The following is a 21,177-nucleotide window of genomic DNA, read 5'->3' on the forward strand; positions in this document are numbered from 1 at the left end:
TTTCCGACATCTGTTTAACATAGAAGGATATTCATTTAAAACCCGTCATTATATATATAAACGGTAACCGAAAAAAAGCGAGCATAACTAATTTTGTTCATCAAAATTTAGCGAAATGAAAGTCCTGATCGTAGAAGACGAAAAGCCGGCGTCAGAGAATCTGATCGAAGAATTACAGGCTATTGATGATAACATCGACGTCGTGGCGGGCTGCTACAGCGTCGATGAGACCGTCCGCTGGCTAAACCGCAATCCGCAGCCGGATCTCATCCTCATGGATATCCAGCTCTCCGATGGCCTCTCCTTTAACATCTTCAAAGCCTGCGAGGTCACCTGCCCCGTCATCTTCACGACGGCCTATGACAAATACCTAACCCAGGCCTTCGAATATAGTAGCATCGACTATCTGCTAAAACCTATTAGCCAGGATAAATTAAAAAACGCGATAAGAAAATATAAAACCCTCCGCAACCATTTCGTCGGCAGCCAGGACCATGCCAACGGCTATAATGGCAACGGCAACGGCCTCCACGCCATGGGCGACTCCGCCTACTACTCCGGCCACGCCGATCGCATCAGGTCCCGCATCCTCGTCCGCAAAGGCGTCGAATTCCAGGCCGTCCGCGTCGAAGACACCGGCTATTTCTTCACCGAACACAAACTGATCTTTCTGGTAGACAAAGACAACCGGAAATACATGGCGGAAAAAAGCAACCTCAGCGAGCTCGAGGAAGAATTGGACAAAAACGTCTTCTATCGCGCAAACCGAAAATATATTATCAACGCCAACTATATCAAACGCTTCAAACCCCTCGAAAGAAGCAAGATCAGCGTGGAACTGACCCTTCCCGTCAACGAAGAGATCATCATCAGCCAGGAGAACGCCGCTTCCTTCAAAAAATGGATCGCCCAAAGCTGATCCCGTGGACCCGTAGTCCGCTTTGCCTAAAAATGTAACAGGAAACTACTCCCCACCCCCTCCGACGACTGCACCTGGATATTCCCCTTATGCAGCAGGAGTATCTGCTTACAAAGACTCAACCCGATGCCGCTCCCCGTCTTCTTCGTGCTGAAAAACGGGATAAAGATATTATCCATCACCTCCGGCGACATCCCCGTCCCATTATCCGAAACCTTGATAATCGCCTTGCCATTCGGGCCCATCACCGCAGATAACGTGATCGTCGGCTCCGACCGTTCCTTCACCGCATCGATGGCATTCACCACCAGGTTGATCAACACCTGCTCGATCAGCGCCGAATCGGCCTCCATCGAAATATCGGGATCCAGCATGATAATTTCCAGCTCGATATGCTTCTGCTCCAGCGTCGGCTCCATCAGCACATGCAGGTTCTCGAACAGGTCCCGCGCATACACCTTCTTCAGGTTCAACGTCGTGATCTTGTTAAGCGACCGGTACGTCTCCGCAAACTTCAGCAACCCCTCGCTCCGCCGCTGGATCGTCCCGATCCCCAGCTCCAGGTCTTCCAGCGCCGACTCCTGCCCTTCTCCCCGCATCAGCTTCGCCGACTCCTGCAGCCGCAGCAACATCGTCTCCGCCAGCGAAGAGATAGGCGCCACCGAATTCATGATCTCGTGCGTCATCACACTCAGCAGCCGCTGCCAGGCCTTCGCCTCCGTCTCATCCAACGCCTCGTTCACGTCCTGAAATGCGATCAGTTTATAGACCCGCCCGTCGGTCTGAAAGGCCGTCGCCGCCAGCAGCGTCTTGAAAACATGCTTGTCCCGCGTAAGCGACACGATCTTGCTCTCCCCCGGCCGCAGATTCAGGATCTCCTGGCAAAGCAGCGGGTCCCGCCGCTCCAGCGAAGAGATACTCTTCAGATAAGGCACCCCGAGCATATTCTTGATGGCCTCGTTCATCCACCCTATTTCCCCACTCTTATGCTCATACGAAAGGATACCCGTATTCACCAGCTCCAGTATCTTCTGTAGATACTGGAATTGCGTCTCCCGTTCCCGGCTGATCAGCTTGAAGGTGGAATTGATCTCATTAAACCCCTGCCGCAACGACTGCAGCTCCACCGGCGCCTCCTTCACATCGAAATACCGCGAAAAATCCCGATAGTGGATCGACTCCACGAATTGCTCCACCTCCTGCTGCGCCTTGCGGTGAAAATTATAAAAATCGATCAGTTGGAATATCACGACGACCAGCACGACCGCCAGCTTCTCATACATCCCCTTTACCAGCAGGAATGAGGCACAGGACAGCGTCAGGAACATAAAAAGCACCCGGATGAGGATCCGTTCCTGGTAGCGTTTGAATATCATAGGCTAAATATCGTATTTGCTGAGCCTCCGGTACAATGCCGTACGGGTAAGACCCAGCTCCTTGGCCGCTTTGGAAATATTTCCATTATGTTTTTCGATCACCTTGAGAATGGCGTTCTTTTCGATCGTACTCAGCTTCAGCTCCTGCGGCTCATCCGACTGCGCCGGCGCCGACTCGATCGGCGAAAAGATAAGGTCCTTCGCCTGCAACACATCCCCCTCCGCCATAATCACCGCCCGCTCGATCGTATACTGCAACTCCCGCACATTCCCCGGATAATGATAGGACTTCAGCTTCTCCACCGCCTTCGCATCGAAATCATGCAGCGGCTTCATATACTTGTTGGTATAGATCTTGTCAAAATGCCGCGCCAGCAGCACGATGTCCTCCTCCCGCTTCCTCAGCGGCGGGACCACGATCTCCACCGTATTGATCCGGTAGATAAGGTCCTTCCGGAACCGCGCCTCATTGGCCAACTCGGTCATCGGTACGTTCGTCGCGCAAATAAGCCGGATATCGATCGGCACCGATTGATTGGCGCCAAGCCGGGTCACCACCCGGTTCTGCAACACCGACAACAGCTTCGCCTGCTGATGAAGCGAAATATTGCCGATCTCATCAAGGAACAGCGTTCCCCCGCTCCCCGACTCGAACCGGCCCATCCGGTCCTCCCGGGCATCCGTAAAGGCTCCTTTCTTATGACCGAACAACTCACTCTCGAAAAGGGTCTCCGTCAGCGCCCCGACGTCGACTTTAATATACGGCTTCTCAGCCCGCAGCGAATGCTGATGGATCGCCTTGGCAATAAGATCCTTCCCGGTGCCGTTCTCCCCCAATATCAGGATATTCGCATCCGTAGGCGCAATCTTCGAGATCTTGAAGAAAATATCGCTCATCACCTCCGACTCTCCCAGCAGTTCACTCCCGATGACCGAATCCGACAACGTCTCATAACCCGCTTTCTTCGGATCGTTCTTCTTCAACGCTTCCTTGATCGTCGTGATCAGCCGCTCGTTATGCCAGGGCTTTACCACAAAATCCGCGGCCCCCTCCTTTAACGACCGCACCGCCAGATCGATATCCCCGTAAGCCGTGATCATGATAACGGCGGCGGTCGACCCAAACTCCTTTATCTTCCGCAGCCAGAAAAGCCCCTCATTTCCCGTATTGATGCTGCTGTTGAAGTTCATATCCAGCAGGATAAGATCAAAAGTCCGCTTTGCCAGCAAGGCCCGGATATTCTCGGGATTCTTCTCCGTCACAATATCCGCAGCCTCCGTCTTCAGTAAAAGTCTCACCGCAGTCAGTACATCCGGGTCGTCATCTACAGCTAGTATATTGGCATTTTTCAGATTCATAAAAAATTTTGTTGTTAATATGCAACATCGGGTATCTACAAGTATACCTTAAATATAAAAGTATGGCAATTAATTTTTTATATAAGGAGGGCCCAAAACCGATGTGTATCAAAACCGGACACTTCTTGTATCAAAAATGAACTACAAATTCCGTAGGACGCACCTAAGAAACTGTAAATCATGGGTATTGTATTCTGGCATGTGTTTGATATTATCCAGTAAAGAATTTTTTAAGAATTTTCTCATGTGTAGACCTCCCGGTATCTTTATACTGGGGGGCTTTTAAAAAGGACTCTAAACAAACTTAAATTCTTTATGGTAGACATAGTCAGACCGAAAAAAACCTGGACAACCAAACGTTTAATGACCATCGCCGGCATAACGGCCCTTGTTTTACTCATCGCCGGAAGTTTTTATTTCACCTCTGGAAAAAATAGGCTGAACGTTGATCTTGAACGTATTACGGTATCGGAAATCACCAAAGCGCCCTTCCAGGAATCCATTCCCCAGAATGGAACCGTCCTCCCTTTGACCACGATTTACCTGGTGACCACCGATGGGGGCCGGGTTGAACAGAAATACGTCGAGGATGGCGCCATCCTGAAGGCAGGCGACCCGATCCTGAAGCTGGCCAACACCGATCTGGAACTTAGCATGTCGGGGCAGGCCACCCAGGTTTCCTCCATGCTGGCCAACATGCAGCTGGCCGAGGTGAATGCAGCACAGAACACCGTTAATAAACAAACGTCCCTGGCCGCCGTGGAACTCCAGTTCGCCGAAGCTGAGCGCATTTACAACCTGGATAAAAAGCTGTACGCCAAGAACGCCATCGGCGCCCAGGAAATGGCCTCCGCAACGAACAACTATAACAGTTATAAAACGACCCTGGCCCTCCAGCAGGAGATCCTCCGTCAGGATACCGTCTCCCGGCAACAGCAAAGCGAGCAGAATAAACAATCGCTCGAACGGGCAAAGGCCTCGCTGGATATCGTACAAAGGAAGGTCGCCGGCCTCATCATCCGTGCCCCTGTCGATGGCCAGCTGACCTCCCTCGACGCCGAGATCGGACAATCGAAGACCCCCGGCTTCGCCCTGGGCCAGCTCGACGTACTCGACGGCTTCAAGGTCCGGCTCTCCGACGTGGACGAACACTATATCAACCGCGTCTTCTCGGGCCAGACCGGTACCTTCAACCTGGGCAACGACACCACCTACAAACTCAAGATCGTCAAGGTGTATACCCAGGTGACAAATGGCCGCTTCATGGTCGACATGAACTTCGTCGGCAAGGTGCCCAAAGGCATCCGCAAAGGCCAGACCCTGCAGATCACCCTTGCGCTCAGCGACGAAACAACCGCCGTCCTCGTACCCAAAGGCGGGTTCTACCAGCAGACCGGCGGTAACTGGATTTTCAAGGTCAGCGATGACGGAAAAACAGCCTATAAGGTCGATATCCAGCTCGGCCGCCAGAACACGGACTATTACGAGGTGCTCTCCGGCCTCAAGCCCGGCGACAAGGTGGTGACCAGCAGTTATGAGAATTATGGAAATATGCAAGAACTGGTTCTAAAAAAATAGTATCTTAAACAGTGTAACACTACGCCTTCAACAAGCGTCTATTACAAAAAACCAACTATATGCGTCTGCGATTCCTTCTCACCCTCGGCCTCGTCCTGTGTATGGCGACCATCGCCACCTCGAACGAATGCCTCCGCTACTGCCGCCACGCAGTGGTCCAACCGACACCGGCCCCGGCCTCTTCGGTCACCGGTGAGTATTCAACGCTGCTTGTAAATAAACTTCTTTATATATAACACATTACACTCTAAACAGCTAATAGTATGATCAAGATCTCCGAACTTCAAAAAACCTACCGCACAGAAGAGGTGGAAACCATCGCTCTGAACAGGCTCAGCTTCGAAGTAAAAGAGGGCGAATTCGTTTCCGTCATGGGCCCCTCGGGATGTGGGAAATCCACCCTCCTGAATATCCTCGGCTTGCTCGACGATCCCGATGGCGGCAGCTTCCTCTTCAACGGTATCGAAGTAGCCCATTTCAACGAAAGAAAACGCGCCGACCTCCGCAAGCGTAACATCGGTTTCGTTTTCCAGAGTTTCAACCTGATCGATGAGCTGACCGTTTTTGAGAATGTAGAACTCCCCCTCATATATCTCGGCGTAAAAGGCCCCGAAAGAAAACAACGCGTGGAAGCGGTCCTCGACAAAATGCAGATCATGCACCGTCGCAACCACTACCCCCAGCAACTCTCCGGCGGTCAGCAACAGCGTGTCGCCGTCGCCCGCGCCGTCGTCAACAACCCCAAACTGATCCTCGCCGATGAACCGACCGGTAACCTGGACTCCTCGAACGGTAACGAAGTAATGACCCTCCTCACCGATCTGAACGAACAGGGCACCACGATCATCATGGTAACACACTCCGAACACGACTCCCGCTACAGCCATCGCATCATCCGCATGCTGGACGGACAGACCGTTACGGAAAACATCCTTATCTAATCGGCGGTGGGTCCGGCAAAGCCGGCCCCCGCTATCGCGCCCCGCGCTACCGCGCGGCCGCCGACCAACCAACGGAAGCTCTCGAAAATTTTTGTAATGGTCCCAAAAGGCCCAAACGCTAATACTATGCTCAAAAATTATCTCAAGATCGCCTTCCGCAACATGGCCAAATACCGGGTCATCTCCTTCATCAATCTCTTCGGCCTGACCGTCGGCCTCTCCTGCTGCCTGCTCATCCTCACCTATATCCTGCACGAGGAAAGCTATGATAAATACAACAGCAAAGCAGATAGGATCTGGCGCGTCACCCGCAGCTTCAATAACAAGGACGGCATCGTCTCCCTGCACCTCGGGGCCGTGGCTCCCCCCTTTGGCCCCCTCCTGCAAAACGATTTCCCCGACATCCAGAAGGTCACCCGCCTCCTCCCCAGCGGCACCAGCCCCGTCCGCTACGAAGAAAAACTCTTCAACGAAGACAACATCTTCTTCGCCGATAACAACCTCTTCAACGTCTTCGACGTCCACCTCATAAAAGGCGATCGCACAAACGCCCTCACCGATCCCTTCACCGTCGTCATGACCGAAGCCGTCGCAAAAAAATATTTCGGCGACGCCGACCCCATCAACAAGGTCGTCCGCCTCGACAACCGCTACAACTTCCGGGTCTCCGGCATCATCGACCCACTCCCGGAAAACTCCCATTTCCACCCGGAATTCATGCTCTCCTTCAACACCCTGAAGGACTCCGCCATCTATGGCGAACGTGGCCTGATGACCAACTGGGGCAACAACTCCTTCTTTACCTACCTGCTCCTGCCGGAGAACTATCCGGCAAAGAACCTCGAAGCCCAGTTCCCGGCCTTCATCGACAGGCACATGCCCTCCAACAAAAAGGACCCCTCCTCCCAGGCCTCCCGCTTTACCAAACTTTACGTCCAGAAACTGACCGATATCCACCTTCACGGCCATACCGACGAAGAGATCGAAGCCAACGGCGACAGCAGCCGCGTCACCATCTTCGGCGCCATCGCCCTCTTTATATTGCTCATCGCCTGCATCAACTATATGAACCTCTCCACAGCCCGCTCCACCCTCCGGGCCAAAGAGATCGGTATCCGTAAAGTGTCGGGCGCCCAACGCTACGAGATCATCGCCCAGTTCCTCAGCGAATCGGTCCTGATCGCCTGGCTGGCCATCCTGCTGGCCGCCGGCCTCACCCTCCTGCTGCTACCCTGGCTCAACGGCCTCAGCGGCCTCCATCTCTCGGCGCAGATCCTCCTGCACTGGTATGTCCTGCTGCCGCTGTGCCTCACCCCCTTTGTCGTAGGCATCCTCTCCGGCATCTATCCCGCCCTCTTCATGTCCTCCTTCCAGCCCGTCAAAGTGCTGAAAGGCCTGTTCAAGGCCGGCGGCAAGACCGTCAACTTCCGCAAGGTGCTCGTCGTTCTGCAGTTCTCGATCTCCATCGTCCTGCTGATCAGCACCGCCATCGTATTCCAGCAGCTGCACTACATGCAAAACGCCTCCCTCGGCTTCGACAAGGACCAGGTCCTCACACTTCGCTATAACAACGGCCTCGATCAGACCTACGAATCCTTCCGCAACGCCCTGCAGGAAGATCCCCATGTCCTCGCCACCACCCGCTCTTCACGCATCCCCAGCGGCCGCCTCCTCGATGAACAGGGCGCCCAGTCCGAAAGCGGCGACTCCCTCCGCCCCGTCAACGCAGACATCAAATACGTAGCCGTCGACCACGATTTCGTAAAAACATATGGTATCCCCATCGTCGCCGGCCGCGATTTCTCCCGTAACTATGCCACCGACAGCACGGGCTATCTCCTCAACGAAGCCGCCACAAAAGTCCTCGGCATAAAAACCCCACAGGAAATGGTCGGCCGCAACTTCGCCTACGGTGGGGTAAAAGGTAAGGTGGTCGGCATCATGGGCAACTTCAACTTCGAAGACATGCACCAGTCCATCCTGCCCATCATCTTCATCATCCCCCCCGCGGCCCAGGCCGGCAATACCTACGGCAACATCTCCGTCAAACTCGCCGGCGCCAATATAAACACCACCATGGCCCATATCGAAAAGGTCTGGAAACGCTACCTCCCCGAAGTCCCCTACGAATACACCTTCCTCAACGAACGGTTCCAGAAACTTTATAAAACAGAACAACAACAAGGTTCCCTGTTCACCACCTTCGCCGGCATCGCCATCTTCATCGCCTGCCTCGGCCTGCTCGGCCTCAGCGCCTTTGCCATCTCCCAACGGATAAAAGAGATCGGCGTCCGCAAAGTCCTCGGCGCCAGCACCAGCAGCATCATCACCCTGCTCTCGACCGATTTCCTCAAACTGGTGGCCGTCGCCGCCCTCATCGCCTTCCCCATCGCCTGGTTTACCATGCACAACTGGCTGCGCGATTTCGCCTACCGCATCTCGATCCAATGGTGGGTCTTCATCGCCGCAGGGATCCTCGCCGCCGCCGTCGCCCTGTTCACCATCGGCTTCCAGGCGATAAAGGCCGCCCTCGCCAACCCTGTCAAAGCGCTGCGTTCGGAATAAGCATGCGGGCGGCCGCACGGCCGCCCGCTCCAACATAAAAACTAAAATATGTTCCGCAACCACCTCCGCCTCGCCTGGCGCGGCCTCCTCAAACGCAAGGGCTACTCCGCCCTCAACATCTTCGGCCTGGCCATCGGCATCACCTGCTGCCTGCTCATCTTCCATTACGTTGCCTTCGAACGGTCCTACGACACCTTCCAACCCAATGCGAAGCGTATCGTTCGCGTCCGCCTCGACAACTACCAACAAGGCAAGCTCGCCTGGCAGTCCGCCACTTCCTACCCCGCCATCGCCCCCACGATGAAAAAAGAATTCCCGGAAGTGGAACAGTTCGGCCGCCTCATCGACGCCGATCTCCTCCTCACCAACCCGGAGAAGAACGTCAAATTCAACGAACTCAAAGGCTACTACGCCGACCCCAGCATGATCGGCATGCTCGACGTCCGCCTCCTGAAAGGCAACCCCGCCACCGCCCTCGACGGCCCCGATAAGATCATGCTCTCCCAATCCATGGCCAGAAAATACTTCGGCGACCAGGACCCCCTCGGCAAACACCTCCGCGCCCAGGGCGACGGCGTCACCGAGAACTATGAAGTGACCGGCGTCTTCAAAGACTACCCCGTCAACTCCCACCTCATCCTCAACCACCTCGTATCCTACTCGACCCTCGGCAAGATCCTCCGCGCCCAGGGCGACTCCTCCAACCCAACCGAAATGGCCTGGGGCTGGTATGATTACTATGACTATATCCAACTGAAACCCGGCGCCGACTATAAAGCCCTCGAAGCAAAACTCCCCGCCTTCTGCAACCGCCACATCAACAACGACGAATGGCGCATAAAGAACAACGTTCACAGCGAACTCTACCTGATCCCCCTCTCCGATATCCATCTCTACTCCAACTATAACCAGGAGGCCGAGGTCAATGGCAACGGCAAAGCCGTCGGCTTCCTCTTCCTCATCGCCTTCCTCATCATTTCCATCGCCTGGATCAACTACACAAATCTGGCCACCGCCCGCTCCCTCGAAAGAGCAAGAGAGGTCGGCCTCCGCAAAGTCCTCGGCGCAGTCCGCGCCGATCTCATCATTCAGTTCCTCGCCGAAAGCCTGCTCCTCAATACGCTCGCACTCGCGCTGGCCGCGATCGCCGCCGAACTGGTGGCCCCCGCCTTCAATACCCTCATCGGCAGCGACGCCGGCCCGTTCCACCTGCCACTCGATTACACCCTCGGCTTTGCAGCCATCTTCCTGCTCGGCTCCCTGCTCTCCGGCATCTACCCCGCCTTCATCCTCTCGGGCTACCACCCCATCACCGTACTGAAAGGACTCTTCAAAAACTCCACCCGCGGCCTGATCCTCCGCAAAAGCCTGATCATCGGCCAGTTTGCCGTCTCGGTCATCCTCATCACCGGCACCATCCTCGTCTATCAACAGGTCCAGTATATGCGCCATCAGCAGCTCGGCGCCAATATCAACCAAACCCTCGTGCTCGGAGGCGCAAGCTCCATTCAGCAGGACTCGGTATATAAAACGATCTTCCAGCCCTTCAAGAACACCCTGCTCCAGCAGAGCGGTATCCAAAGCGTCACCGCCTCCTCCAACGTCATGGGCCAGGAGATCTACTGGACCAACGGCATCAACCGCATCGGCGCAAACACAAAAACCGCCGTCACCCTGTACATCCTCGGCATCGACTACGATTTCATCCCCTCCTATAGCCTAAAACTCGCCGCCGGCAGAAATTTCTCCCAACAATTCCCAACCGACGCAAAGGCCGCACTCCTCAACGAAAAAGCCGCAACCCTTCTCGGCTTCGCCAGCACCGCCGATGCCCTGCAGGGAAAAATAAAATGGGGCGGTGATACCCTCCATATCGTCGGAGTGCTCGCAGACTACCATCAGCAGGGACTTCGCAACGCGATCAACCCCATGCTCATCCTCCCCCGACCCGAGAACCGCAATTATTATTCAATAAAATTCACCAGCGACAACCCCCATGAGACCATCGCCACGGTAAAAAAGGCCTGGGACCACTATTTCCCCCAGGATCCCTTTAACTATTACTTCCTCGATGAGAACTTCAACCAGCAATACAAAGCCGATACCCGCTTCGGCACCGTCTTCGGCCTGTTCTCCACGCTCGCGATCATCATCGCCTGCTTCGGCCTCCTCGGTCTCTCCGCCTATAACGTCCTGCAGCGCACCCGCGAGATCGGCATCCGCAAGGTCCTCGGCGCCACCGAACAAAGCCTCGTATTCCTGCTCTCGAAGGAATTCCTCTGGCTCGTTCTCCTCTCCCTGGTCATCGCCATTCCCCTGAGCTGGTATGTGATGTACAGCTGGCTCCAGGATTATGCCTATCGCATCACCATCCAATGGTGGGTCTTCGCCCTCGGCGGCTCCCTCGCCCTGGCCATCGCCCTGCTCACGGTCGGCCTGCAAGCCTTTCGTGCCTCTCTGGCAAACCCGATAAAATCATTAAGAACGGAATAACCATGTTCAAAAACCACCTCCGCATCGCCTGGCGCAACCTCCTTCGCCAACGATCCTACACCGCCATCAACATCGTCGGCCTTACCCTCGGCATCGCCTCCGCCATCCTCATCTTTACCCTCGTTTCCTATCAGCTCAGCTTCGACAGCTTCCACCCGGATAAAGATCGCGTCTACCGGATCACCACGGACATGAGAACCGAGAACCTCAATCACGTGCCCTGCGTCCCGCAACCGCTCGGGAAAGCCTTCCGCACCGACTACGACCTCGCGGAAAAGACCGCCCGCATCGTCTACTACAAACAAACCCTGGTCTCACTACCAAACGACAAAGAGAACAGGAAATTTGAAGAGGACAACGGCGTGGCCTTCACCGACCCCGCCTTCTTCGATATCTTCAACTTCCCGCTTAAAGAAGGCGACAAACGCACCGCCCTCAAAAACCCGAACTCCGCCATCATCACGGAATCCATCGCAAGGAAATACTTCGGCGCCGAAGCAAACACCGCCGTCGGCCGCACCATCCGCGTCAACAACGACATCGATTTCACCATCACCGGCATCCTCAAAGACCTGCCGCCAAATACCGACCGCAAACAGGAGGTCTATCTCTCCTACGATAACCTCAAGGACTGGAACCCCTTTTACGCCAGCGACAGCAGCTGGGGCGACCTCTACACCGGCAGCAATTTGTTCGTCCGGCTACGGCCAGGCGTCACCACGGCCTCCGTCGACCGCGCCCTCACCGGCATCGTACATAAATATTTCTCCGCGGAGGACGCAAAGGTCTATACCTTCAAACTCCAACCCCTCGCCGACATCCACACCAACACAAACCTGGACGGCGTCTTCGACAAAAAATACAGCTGGACCCTCATGATCATCGCCGCATTCCTGCTGGCCACGGCCTGCATGAATTTCATCAACATGGCTACCGCCCAGGCCCTCAATCGCGGCAAGGAAGTGGGCATCCGCAAGGTCATGGGCAGCCTCCGCAACCAGCTCTTCTGGCAGTTCATCGCCGAGACCGCCCTCATCACCATCGCCGCGGGCCTCCTCGCCTGGGCCATCGCCATCGCCGCCCTCCCAGCCCTCAACCAGCTCACCTTCGCGAAAATGAGCATCCAGCTCTTCAGCACCTGGCGCTCGATGGCCTTCTTTGTCGGGATCATCCTCCTCGTCATCTTCGCCGCCGGCTCCTATCCCGGCCTCGTCCTGGCCCGCTTCGAACCGGTCCTCGCCCTGAAAAGCAAGCTCTCCCAGGCCCATATCGGCGGCTTCTCCCTCCGCCGCCTCCTCGTCATCGTCCAGTTCACCATCACCCAGGGACTCATCGTCAGCATGATCATCGTCGCCTGGCAAATGCATTATTCGATGAACCTGGACATGGGCTTCGATAAAGAATCCATCGTCAACATCCCCATACCCTCCCGCGACGTCACAAAGATGCACACCCTCCGCACCCGCATCGCCGCCATCCCCGGCGTGGAAAAGCTCAGCCTCTGCATGCAACCACCCGCCGCCCGGCGCAACCATAACACCTCGGTACAATTCGACAACCGGGCCAAAACCGAAACCTGGGGGATCAACCTGAAGTCGGCCGATGACCAATATCTCTCGACCTTCCATCTTCAGCTGCTGGCCGGCCGCAACCTCTATCCCTCGGATACCACCCGCGGATATCTCGTCAACGAGACCACCGTCCAAAAACTCGGCCTCGCCTCACCCCTCGACGCCCTCGGGAAGATGATCACCATCGGCGATACCCGCGCTCCCATCGTCGGCGTCGTAAAAGATTTTCATGTCTATTCCCTCAAGAACGATATCGTCCCCGTCGCGATCGCTTGCGCCGCCGCTCGCTACCAGACGGCCAGTATAAAGATCAACCCCGGTCAGCTCCGTAAGGTCCTGACAGACGTCGCATCCGTCTGGAACAGCACCTACCCCGACTTCCTCTACTCCTATAGCTTCCTCGACGATCGCATCGCCGACTTCTACTTCATCGACACCATCCTGCTCAAACTGGTGGAAGTCTTCGCCGGAATCGCCATCGGGATCAGCTGCCTCGGCCTCTACGGCCTCGTATCCTTCATGGCCGTCCGCCGCACAAAAGAGATCGGCGTCAGAAAGGTCCTCGGCGCCCGCGTCAGCCAGATCACCTGGCTCTTCGGCCGGGAATTCCTCCGGCTCATCCTCATCGCCTTCGCCGTCGCCGCCCCAGTCGCCTGGATAGCCACCCACAGCTGGCTCCAAAACTTCAAATACCGTGTCCCCCTCGGCCCCCTCCAGTTCCTCGCCGGCCTGGCCGCCACCATCGTCATCGCCACCCTCGCCGTAGGATATCGATCCCTGATAGCCGCCAACGCCAACCCCATAAAATCGCTCCGAACTGACTAACCTCAAACCCCAACTCTGCCCACAATCCGGCTAACCGCAATGCAACAAAACCCCCATAACCCGCGACTATAGCATACAACCACTCCCCATGCTCACCAACTTCTTCACGGTTGCCTTCCGCAACCTGTTCAAACACAAGATATTCTCCTTCATAAATATCTTCGGCCTCGCCATCGGCATGGCCGCCGGCCTCCTCATCTTCCAATACTCCCGCTTCCAACTCAGCTACGACAAATTCGAAGCCAACGGCCCCAATATCTACCGCATCCAGCTCGACCGCTACAACGAAGGCAAACTCGCCACCCAGTGGGCCGCAGGCACCGCCGGCATCGGCCCCGTCGTAAAGGACGGCCTCCCCGAAGTCACCAACCTCACCCGCCTCTACGGCTGGCAGTCCATCATGTCCTACAAGGACAAGGAATTCCGCGAAGAGAAGATGTTCATGGCAAACGAAGGTTTCCTGCCCATGTTCGGCTACCCCGTCCTGAAAGGCTCCGCCACCGGCGCCCTGAAAAACGTCGACCAGGCGGTCCTCACAGCCTCCGCCGCCCGCAAATACTTCGGCGACGAGAATCCCATCGGCAAGACGATCCTCATGAACAAAAAAGAACCCTTCACCGTCACCGCCGTCATCCCCGATCCCCCCGCTAACACCCACCTGAAGTTCAGCATGCTCCTGTCCTTCGCCACCTTCCAGAAATTCGCCAACGACCAGGCCACCACCCAATGGGGCTGGGACGGCTTCTTCGCCTATATCCAGGTCCGCCCAGGCACCGATCCCGTCGCCCTCGAAAAAAAGATCAACGCCCTCAGCAATAGCCGCTGGGGCAAGGAAATGAACGAGTCCAAACAAGGCATGGTCTTCCACCTCCAACCCCTCGCCTCCATTCACCTCTCGCCCAACTACATGATGGACGCCGAGGTCAACGGCGACGGAAAAGCCGTCAATTTCCTGCTCATCATCGCCGTCTTCATCATCGTCATCGCCTGGATCAACTATATAAATCTTTCGACTGCACGTGCTGTCGAACGCGCAAAAGAAGTTGGCATCCGCAAGACCCTCGGTTCCCTCCGTCGCCAGCTGATCAGCCAGTTCCTCTTCGAATCCCTGCTCATCAACAGCATCGCCACCGTCCTCGCCCTGCTGCTCATCCTCGCCTGCCTGCCCGTTCTTAATACCGTCGCCGGCAATAGCCTGAACCTCTCCCTGCTGGCCACCGCCAGCTTCTGGTCCACCCTCGCCATCATCTTTGTCGGCGGAACCCTGCTCTCGGGTCTCTACCCCGCCTTCGTACTCTCCTCCTTCAAACCCATCACCGTACTAAAAGGCAAACTCACCACCTCATCGCATGGCGCCTTCCTCCGCCAGGCCCTGGTCATCGGCCAGTTCGCCGCCTCCGTCCTGCTCATGGTCGGCACCTTCACCGTCTATCGCCAGCTGCGCTTCATGCAAAAACAGGATCTCGGCGTAAAGATCGACCATACCCTCGTGCTGAAAGGACCCCGCGTCCTCGACTCCACCTATGACAACAAACTCACCGGGTTCCGCGATGAGATCCTCCGCGTCCCCGGTGTCCGCTATATCAGCTCGTCGACCGAAGTGCCCGGCCATAAGGTCGGCTGGAACGCCGGCGGCATCAAAGAGGTCGGCGCCGACCAGACAAAGTCCCGCCAATACCGCGTCATCGGCATCGACTACGACTTCGTCAAAGCCTTCGACATGAAACTCCTCGCCGGCCGCAACTTCTCCCGCGACTTCCGCTCCGACACCGGCGCCGTCCTCTTCAACGAAGCCGCGATAAAGAACATGGGCTTCCGCAAACCCGAAGAGGTCCTCAACAAACGCATCGATTTCTGGGGGAAACAATATACCATCGTCGGCATCGTCTCCAACCATCACCAGGAATCCCTCCGCGAAGCCTACGACGCCCATATCTTCCGGCTCATCCCCGACGCCAACACGTACTATTCCTTAAAACTCACCGGCGATCCCGGCAACTACGCCTCGATCATCGACGCCACCAGGACCCGTTTCAAAACTTTCTTCCCCGGCAACCCCTTCGAATATTTCTTCCTCGAAGACCGCTACGCCCAACAATATAAAAGCGACCGGCAGTTCGGCCAGGCCTTCACGCTCTTCGCCGGCCTCGCCATCTTCGTGTCCTGCCTCGGCCTCCTCGGCCTGGCCTCCTTCGTCACCAACCAGCGGACAAAAGAGATCGGCATCCGCAAGATCTCCGGCGCCGGCGTCGGAAATATCCTCGGCCTCCTCACAAAGGATTTCATGCGCCCCATCCTCCTTTCGTTTCTCATCGCCATCCCCGTCACGGGGTTCGTACTCGGGAAATGGCTGGACAACTACGCCTTCCGCATCTCCCTGACGCCCTGGCTCTTCATCGGTCCCGCCCTGCTCATCCTGCTCGTCGCCCTGCTCACGATCACCAGCCAGACCCTGAAAGCCGCCAACGCCAACCCCGTAAAAAGCCTAAGAACCGAATAATATGCCGCTCAACAACCTCCGCACCGCCCTGCGCAACGCCTGGAAAAATCGCTCGATCAACGCGATCAACATCACCGGCCTCGCCGCCGGCATGACGGCCGCCATCCTGATCTTCCTCTGGGTCACCAACGAACTCACCTACGACGGCTACCACCCCAACGCGGACCGCATCCACCGGGTCACCGCCTATATCGGCACCGCGAAATGGACCTGGGAAACCGCTCCCCTCCCGCTCGTCGCCGCCGTCCGCACCAGTCTCCCCGAGGTGGAAGCCGTCACCTGCTACGAGTCCGCCTACAACCTCAACTTCCGCATCGGCGAAGATTGGCTCACCGAAAAAAAAGCCGCCTACGTCGATTCGGCCTGGTTCAGCATTTTTCACTACGACTTCCTCGCAGGCAACCCGCGCAATTTCTTCAGCACCCCCCATAGCCTCATTCTCTCGAAGACCAAGGCAAAAAAATACTTCGGCGACCGCGACCCCATCGGCCAAACCCTCCGCATCGATACCATCGACTACCGCGTGGCCGGCATCATAAAAGATATTCCCGCCAACAGCAGCTTCCAGTTCGACGTCATCATGCCCCTCGAAGCCCTGCTCGAACAGCCCGGCCGCCGCGAGAACGAACTCACCTGGGGCAACTTCAACTACCAGGTGTATCTGCGCCTCCGCCCCGGCGCCGATCCCCGCAAAGCCGCCGCCGCCATCGACGGCCTCCTCCACCGCAGCGTTTCCAAAGGCGAGGACGAAAGCACCACCCTGTCCCTGATCCCGCTAAAGTCGATCCACTTCGAGACCGGCCTTACCTCCACCCACGACGTCATCCATGCCAACCGCAGCACCGTCACCATTTTCACCGTCCTCGGCGTCTTCCTGCTGATCATCGCCTGCATCAACTATGTCAATCTTACCACCGCCCGCGCCGGCCTCCGCGCAAAAGAAGTAGGCATTCGCAAGATCATCGGGGCCGGAACAAAAACACTGTTCCTCCAGTTCATCACCGAATCCCTGCTGATCAGCCTCCTCTCCCTGCTCATCACCATCGGCCTCGTATCCCTCGCCCTGCCCGCCTTCCGCGACCTGACCGATAAATCCTTCCCCTCACCCTTCGCCAGTCCCCTCACCTGGGAGATCATCGGCCTCACCCTGCTCGCAGCTACCGCACTCAACGGCGTTTACCCCGCCCTGCTGCTGTCCGGCTTCAAACCCCTCAACGTATTGAGAGGCGCCGCCATTCTGAAATTCAAGGATGTCTTCCTCCGCAAAGGCCTCGTCGTCCTCCAGTTCACCTTCTCGATCATCCTCATCATCGGCACGCTGATCATCCAGCGTCAGCTCAGCTATATCCAGCACACCGATCCCGGCTACAACCGCAGCCAGGTGATCTCGGTGAATATGCCCTTCCTTCGCCAAAAAGGGAAAGACCGCCCCAACCTGACCGAAGCGATCAAACAGGAACTCCTGGCGCAAACCGGCGTATCCGGCGTTACCATCGCCAACTATTCCCCCGTCAGCATCCAAAGCTCCAATTCGGGTTCCGCCAACTGGGACGGCCGGGACACCTCGTTCCGCCCCACCGTTTACCAGCTCTCCACCGACGAGGATTACCAAAAGGTGATGCAGCTCCAAATGGCCCAGGGCCGCTGGTTCGACCCACGCAGCCCGATGGACGCACACAACTTCATCATCAATGAGACCGCCGCGGCCACGTTCAACATGCATAAGCCCATCCTCGGTCAGCGTTTCTCCTTTCAGGGGGACACCGGGGTTATCATCGGCATCGTAAAGGATTTCCACTTCGCCAGCCTGCATGATAAGATCCAACCTCTCGCCGTCCTCAACCGGAATACCTGGCGCACCAGTTTCTTCATCCGGACCGAACCCGGCAAACAAGCGCGCGTCCTCGCCGCGGCCCAGGCGATCGTCAAACGCTACGACCAGTCCAGACCGTTCGAATACAGCTTCCTCGACGAGCAGTTCGATGGGCTCTACAAGGCCGATCAAAAGGTCTCCACGCTCATCCTGATCTTCTCCGTCGTCGCCATCCTCATCTCCTGCCTCGGCCTGTTCGGGCTCGCCGCCTTCACCGCCCAGCAACGCATCAAGGAGATCGGTATTCGCAAAGTACTGGGCGCCACCGTCCCCAATATCATCGCGCTCCTCTCCCGCGACTTCGTCCGCCTCGTGCTCATCTCCCTGCTCATCGCCACCCCCATCGCCGGGCTCACCATGCACAAATGGCTGGAAGACTTCGCCTACCATATCCCCCTCAGCGCAGGGTACTTTATAGCGGGCGGCCTCCTGGCCCTCCTCGTAGCCGTCCTGACCGTCAGCACCCAGTCGGTGCGGGCAGCGATTTCTAATCCCGCTCAAAGCCTTCGAAGTGAGTAAACTTCAGCACCGCCTGGCACCCGCTAATAATTGGCCTTCGGCCGGTCGGCCCCCGGCCGCCCCGGCGCGCCGCCACCAGCAACCCCGCCAAGTCTTTACGAACGGATTGAAATGGGCGTTTCCCGCCGCCCGGCAAAAACCCAATGCCGGGCGGCGGGCCGGGCTCTCTGTCGCGCGCGGCGCTCTCGCCGATCCCTAACGCGGGCTCTGCCAAAAAAAATGTAGCTTTAATTCATGAACACACCGCTAAAACCAGCCCTGCGCCAACTCCGGAAATACCCCGTATTTTCCCTGATCAATATGGGTGGCCTGGCCATCGGTATCGCCGCCTCCTTCATCCTCCTCGTCTATACCCAACGCGAACTCTCCGCCAACCACAACTTCCACGACGCCGGCCGCATCGCCCGCATCGGCACCGACTTCTACCAACTCGGGCCCTTCGCCTTCAGCCAACCCATGATCCGCGACCTGGCCATCTCCACCTGCAAAGACGTAGAAGACGCCACCGGCTTCAACATGCCCTCCGACCCTATCCGCACCAGCCGGAACGACCGCGCCTTCACCGACGTCCAATACTATACCATCGACTCCTCCTTCTTCCATGTCTTCTCCTTCGAGACCGCCGCAGGCGCCATCCCCAAAAAAGGCCTCGCCCCTAACCAGGCCATCCTCTCATCCACGCAGGCAAAAAAATTCTTCGGCGATAAAGAAGCCATCGGTCAAACCATCTTTGTCGGCAAAGAGCTGACCCCCTACACCATCGTCGCCGTTCTCAAAGCATCCTTCGCCAAATCGACCATCGACCCCCAGGTCCTTCTCCCCATACCCAAACGCAACACCGCCGAAACCGCCAACTGGATGTCCGTCGACCTCTATAACTTCGTCAAACTAAAACCCCAGGGAACCCTCGCCGGCCTCGACTCCTGGCTCGACCGGGTGCGCGAAAAGGTCGTCTATCCCGCCAGCGGTTCACCCGACTCCTATAAAGTCTGGAAAGCAAAAAGCACCTCCGTCTCCTTCAATACCAAACTCCTCACAGACATTTATTTCCATTCGGATTGTAAATTCGACGATTTTGAAGGCGGCAACTATACCCAGGTCCAACTCCTCAGCGCCATCAGCATCCTGCTCATCCTGCTGGCCGTCATCAACTACGTCAACCTCGTCACGGCCCGCAGCTCCATACGCCTGAAAGAGATCGGCCTCAAGAAAACATTCGGCGCCCCCCGCCGGCAACTCATCGGCCAGCTGCTCAGGGAATCCCTCATCTTCAGCGGCCTTGCCATGCTGCTCGCCTGCGGCCTCATCCAGGTGATCCTCTTCCTCTATCAATATTCCACGGGCGCGACCCTCACAGGCCCCATCCCCTTCCTATCCGCAAACTATCTCTGGCTGATCGGCTTCTCCCTCGCTGTCGGTCTCATCGCCGGCATCTACCCCGCCATCTGCCTGACGGGCATTCGCCCAGGCCTCACCGTGAGATCGACGGCAGGCGCCGGAAAGAACCTGCCCCTTCTTCGCAATAGCCTGGTCACCCTCCAGTTCGTCATCGCCATCGGCCTGCTCTTCGTCTCGCTCGTCGTTTACAGCCAGCTGCAATACATGAAGAATAAGGACAAAGGCTTCCGTTCGGCCGGCGTCATCTTCGTCGAAGATACCGGGAGCATGAACGATGTCGAAGCCGCCCGGAAATTCCTCACCCTCAAAACCCTCGTCGACCAGCAGGCCCAGGTGACCAGCTCCAGCCTCTGCCGCAGCGTGCCCGCCGGCCACTCGTCAAGTATGGGTAGCTATCGCAGCCCCGTGACAAAAAAAGACGTCCTGCTGCAGACCTTCCAGGCAGATGAAAAATACGTGTCCACCCTCGGCCTCCATCTCAACGACGGCCGAAACTTCACAAAAGGACTGCTCAGCGACACCAATTCCCTTATCCTCAATGAATCCGCCGTGGCTGCCATGGGCCTCTTCAACCCCATCGGCACGCTTCTAAATGGTAGCGAACGCGTGATCGGCGTCGTAAAAGATTTCAATTACGCCTCCCTCCATGAAAAAATTGCCCCGGCCGTCATCCGTTTCTCCCCCGGCAACAACACCACCCTCGCCATCCACGTCTCCTCCGCCCACCCCGGCGCCTTCCTCGACTGGCTGAAAAAACAAAGCGAGACCATCATCCCCGACCAGAAGTTAAACATCAGCTTCCTCGACGACAATTTCCGCCACCTCGCCCAGAAAGAGCAACTCCTCGGCCAGGCCATAACTTTTTTTACGGTTTTAGCCATCCTCCTGGCAACATTGGGCCTCATTGGGTTGACCTTATTCACGATCGAACGGCGGACAAAAGAGATCGGCATCCGAAAAGTCCTCGGAGCCGGGAAACTGCACATCCTTCGCCTGGTATCCGGCCAGTTCATCCGGCTGGCCCTCCTGGCATCGGTCGTCGCCCTGCCGCTGAGCTGGTGGCTCATCCATCGCTGGCTGGATAATTTTGCCTACCGGGTAACCGTCAGCGCGGGAACCTTCCTGCTCACCGAAGGACTCATTCTGTCCATCGCCCTGGCCGTCATCGGCGGACTCACCCTCCGCGCCCTAACGGCCTCGCCCGTAACAAACTTGCACACGGATTAGACAGACCGAAACTGTATCAAAAACGTACACTTC

12 protein-coding genes are annotated in these 21,177 nt (G+C 56.8%); 10 read left to right on the plus strand and 2 right to left on the minus strand.

The window, feature by feature from the left end; all coding sequences use genetic code 11:
- Window positions 1-115 precede the first annotated feature (115 nt).
- Complete coding sequence (locus tag VGM48_RS19205; protein WP_331582048.1) at window positions 116-919, plus strand: LytTR family DNA-binding domain-containing protein; 804 nt, start codon at window positions 116-118, stop codon at window positions 917-919.
- A 26-nt stretch (window positions 920-945) separates the two neighbouring features.
- Here the strand turns inward: VGM48_RS19205 and VGM48_RS19210 are convergent, their stop codons facing one another.
- Window positions 946-2,295 (minus strand): HAMP domain-containing sensor histidine kinase, encoded by a 1,350-nt coding sequence (locus VGM48_RS19210; RefSeq protein WP_331582049.1) that lies wholly within the window; start codon window positions 2,293-2,295, stop codon window positions 946-948.
- 3 nt (window positions 2,296-2,298) lie between these two features.
- Window positions 2,299-3,654, minus strand: a complete 1,356-nt coding sequence (locus VGM48_RS19215; protein WP_331582050.1) for a sigma-54 dependent transcriptional regulator — start codon at window positions 3,652-3,654, stop codon at window positions 2,299-2,301.
- Between the two features lie 528 nt (window positions 3,655-4,182).
- On the opposite strand from VGM48_RS19215, the gene VGM48_RS19220 reads away from it, so the two are divergent.
- From VGM48_RS19220 to VGM48_RS19260, 9 genes are all read left to right on the plus strand, one after another.
- Window positions 4,183-5,232 carry an efflux RND transporter periplasmic adaptor subunit gene (locus VGM48_RS19220; RefSeq protein WP_331582051.1) on the plus strand — a complete coding sequence of 350 codons (1,050 nt, stop codon included), beginning with the start codon at window positions 4,183-4,185 and terminating at the stop codon, window positions 5,230-5,232.
- A gap of 59 nt (window positions 5,233-5,291) precedes the next feature.
- A complete protein-coding gene (locus VGM48_RS19225; RefSeq protein WP_331582052.1) occupies window positions 5,292-5,468 on the plus strand; it encodes a hypothetical protein in 177 nt (58 codons plus the stop codon).
- 27 nt (window positions 5,469-5,495) lie between these two features.
- The gene (locus VGM48_RS19230; RefSeq protein WP_331582053.1) at window positions 5,496-6,173 is read left to right on the plus strand and encodes an ABC transporter ATP-binding protein; all 678 of its coding nucleotides are present in this window, start codon (window positions 5,496-5,498) and stop codon (window positions 6,171-6,173) included.
- Between the two features lie 126 nt (window positions 6,174-6,299).
- A complete protein-coding gene (locus VGM48_RS19235; RefSeq protein WP_331582054.1) occupies window positions 6,300-8,738 on the plus strand; it encodes an ABC transporter permease in 2,439 nt (812 codons plus the stop codon).
- A 48-nt stretch (window positions 8,739-8,786) separates the two neighbouring features.
- Window positions 8,787-11,231: an ABC transporter permease gene (locus tag VGM48_RS19240; RefSeq protein WP_331582055.1), complete on the plus strand. Its 2,445-nt coding sequence runs from the start codon at window positions 8,787-8,789 to the stop codon at window positions 11,229-11,231.
- 2 nt (window positions 11,232-11,233) lie between these two features.
- Window positions 11,234-13,627, plus strand: a complete 2,394-nt coding sequence (locus VGM48_RS19245) for an ABC transporter permease (RefSeq protein ID WP_331582056.1) — start codon at window positions 11,234-11,236, stop codon at window positions 13,625-13,627.
- 88 nt (window positions 13,628-13,715) lie between these two features.
- Entirely contained in the window at window positions 13,716-16,127 is a 2,412-nt protein-coding gene (locus tag VGM48_RS19250; protein WP_331582057.1) for an ABC transporter permease, read from the plus strand.
- Between the two features lies 1 nt (window position 16,128).
- Window positions 16,129-18,519, plus strand: a complete 2,391-nt coding sequence (locus VGM48_RS19255; protein WP_331582058.1) for an ABC transporter permease — start codon at window positions 16,129-16,131, stop codon at window positions 18,517-18,519.
- 234 nt (window positions 18,520-18,753) lie between these two features.
- Entirely contained in the window at window positions 18,754-21,144 is a 2,391-nt protein-coding gene (locus VGM48_RS19260; protein WP_331582059.1) for an ABC transporter permease, read from the plus strand.
- Window positions 21,145-21,177 lie beyond the last annotated feature (33 nt).

Source organism: Puia sp. (assembly GCF_036500295.1).
Taxonomy (GTDB): Bacteria; Bacteroidota; Bacteroidia; order Chitinophagales; family Chitinophagaceae; genus Puia.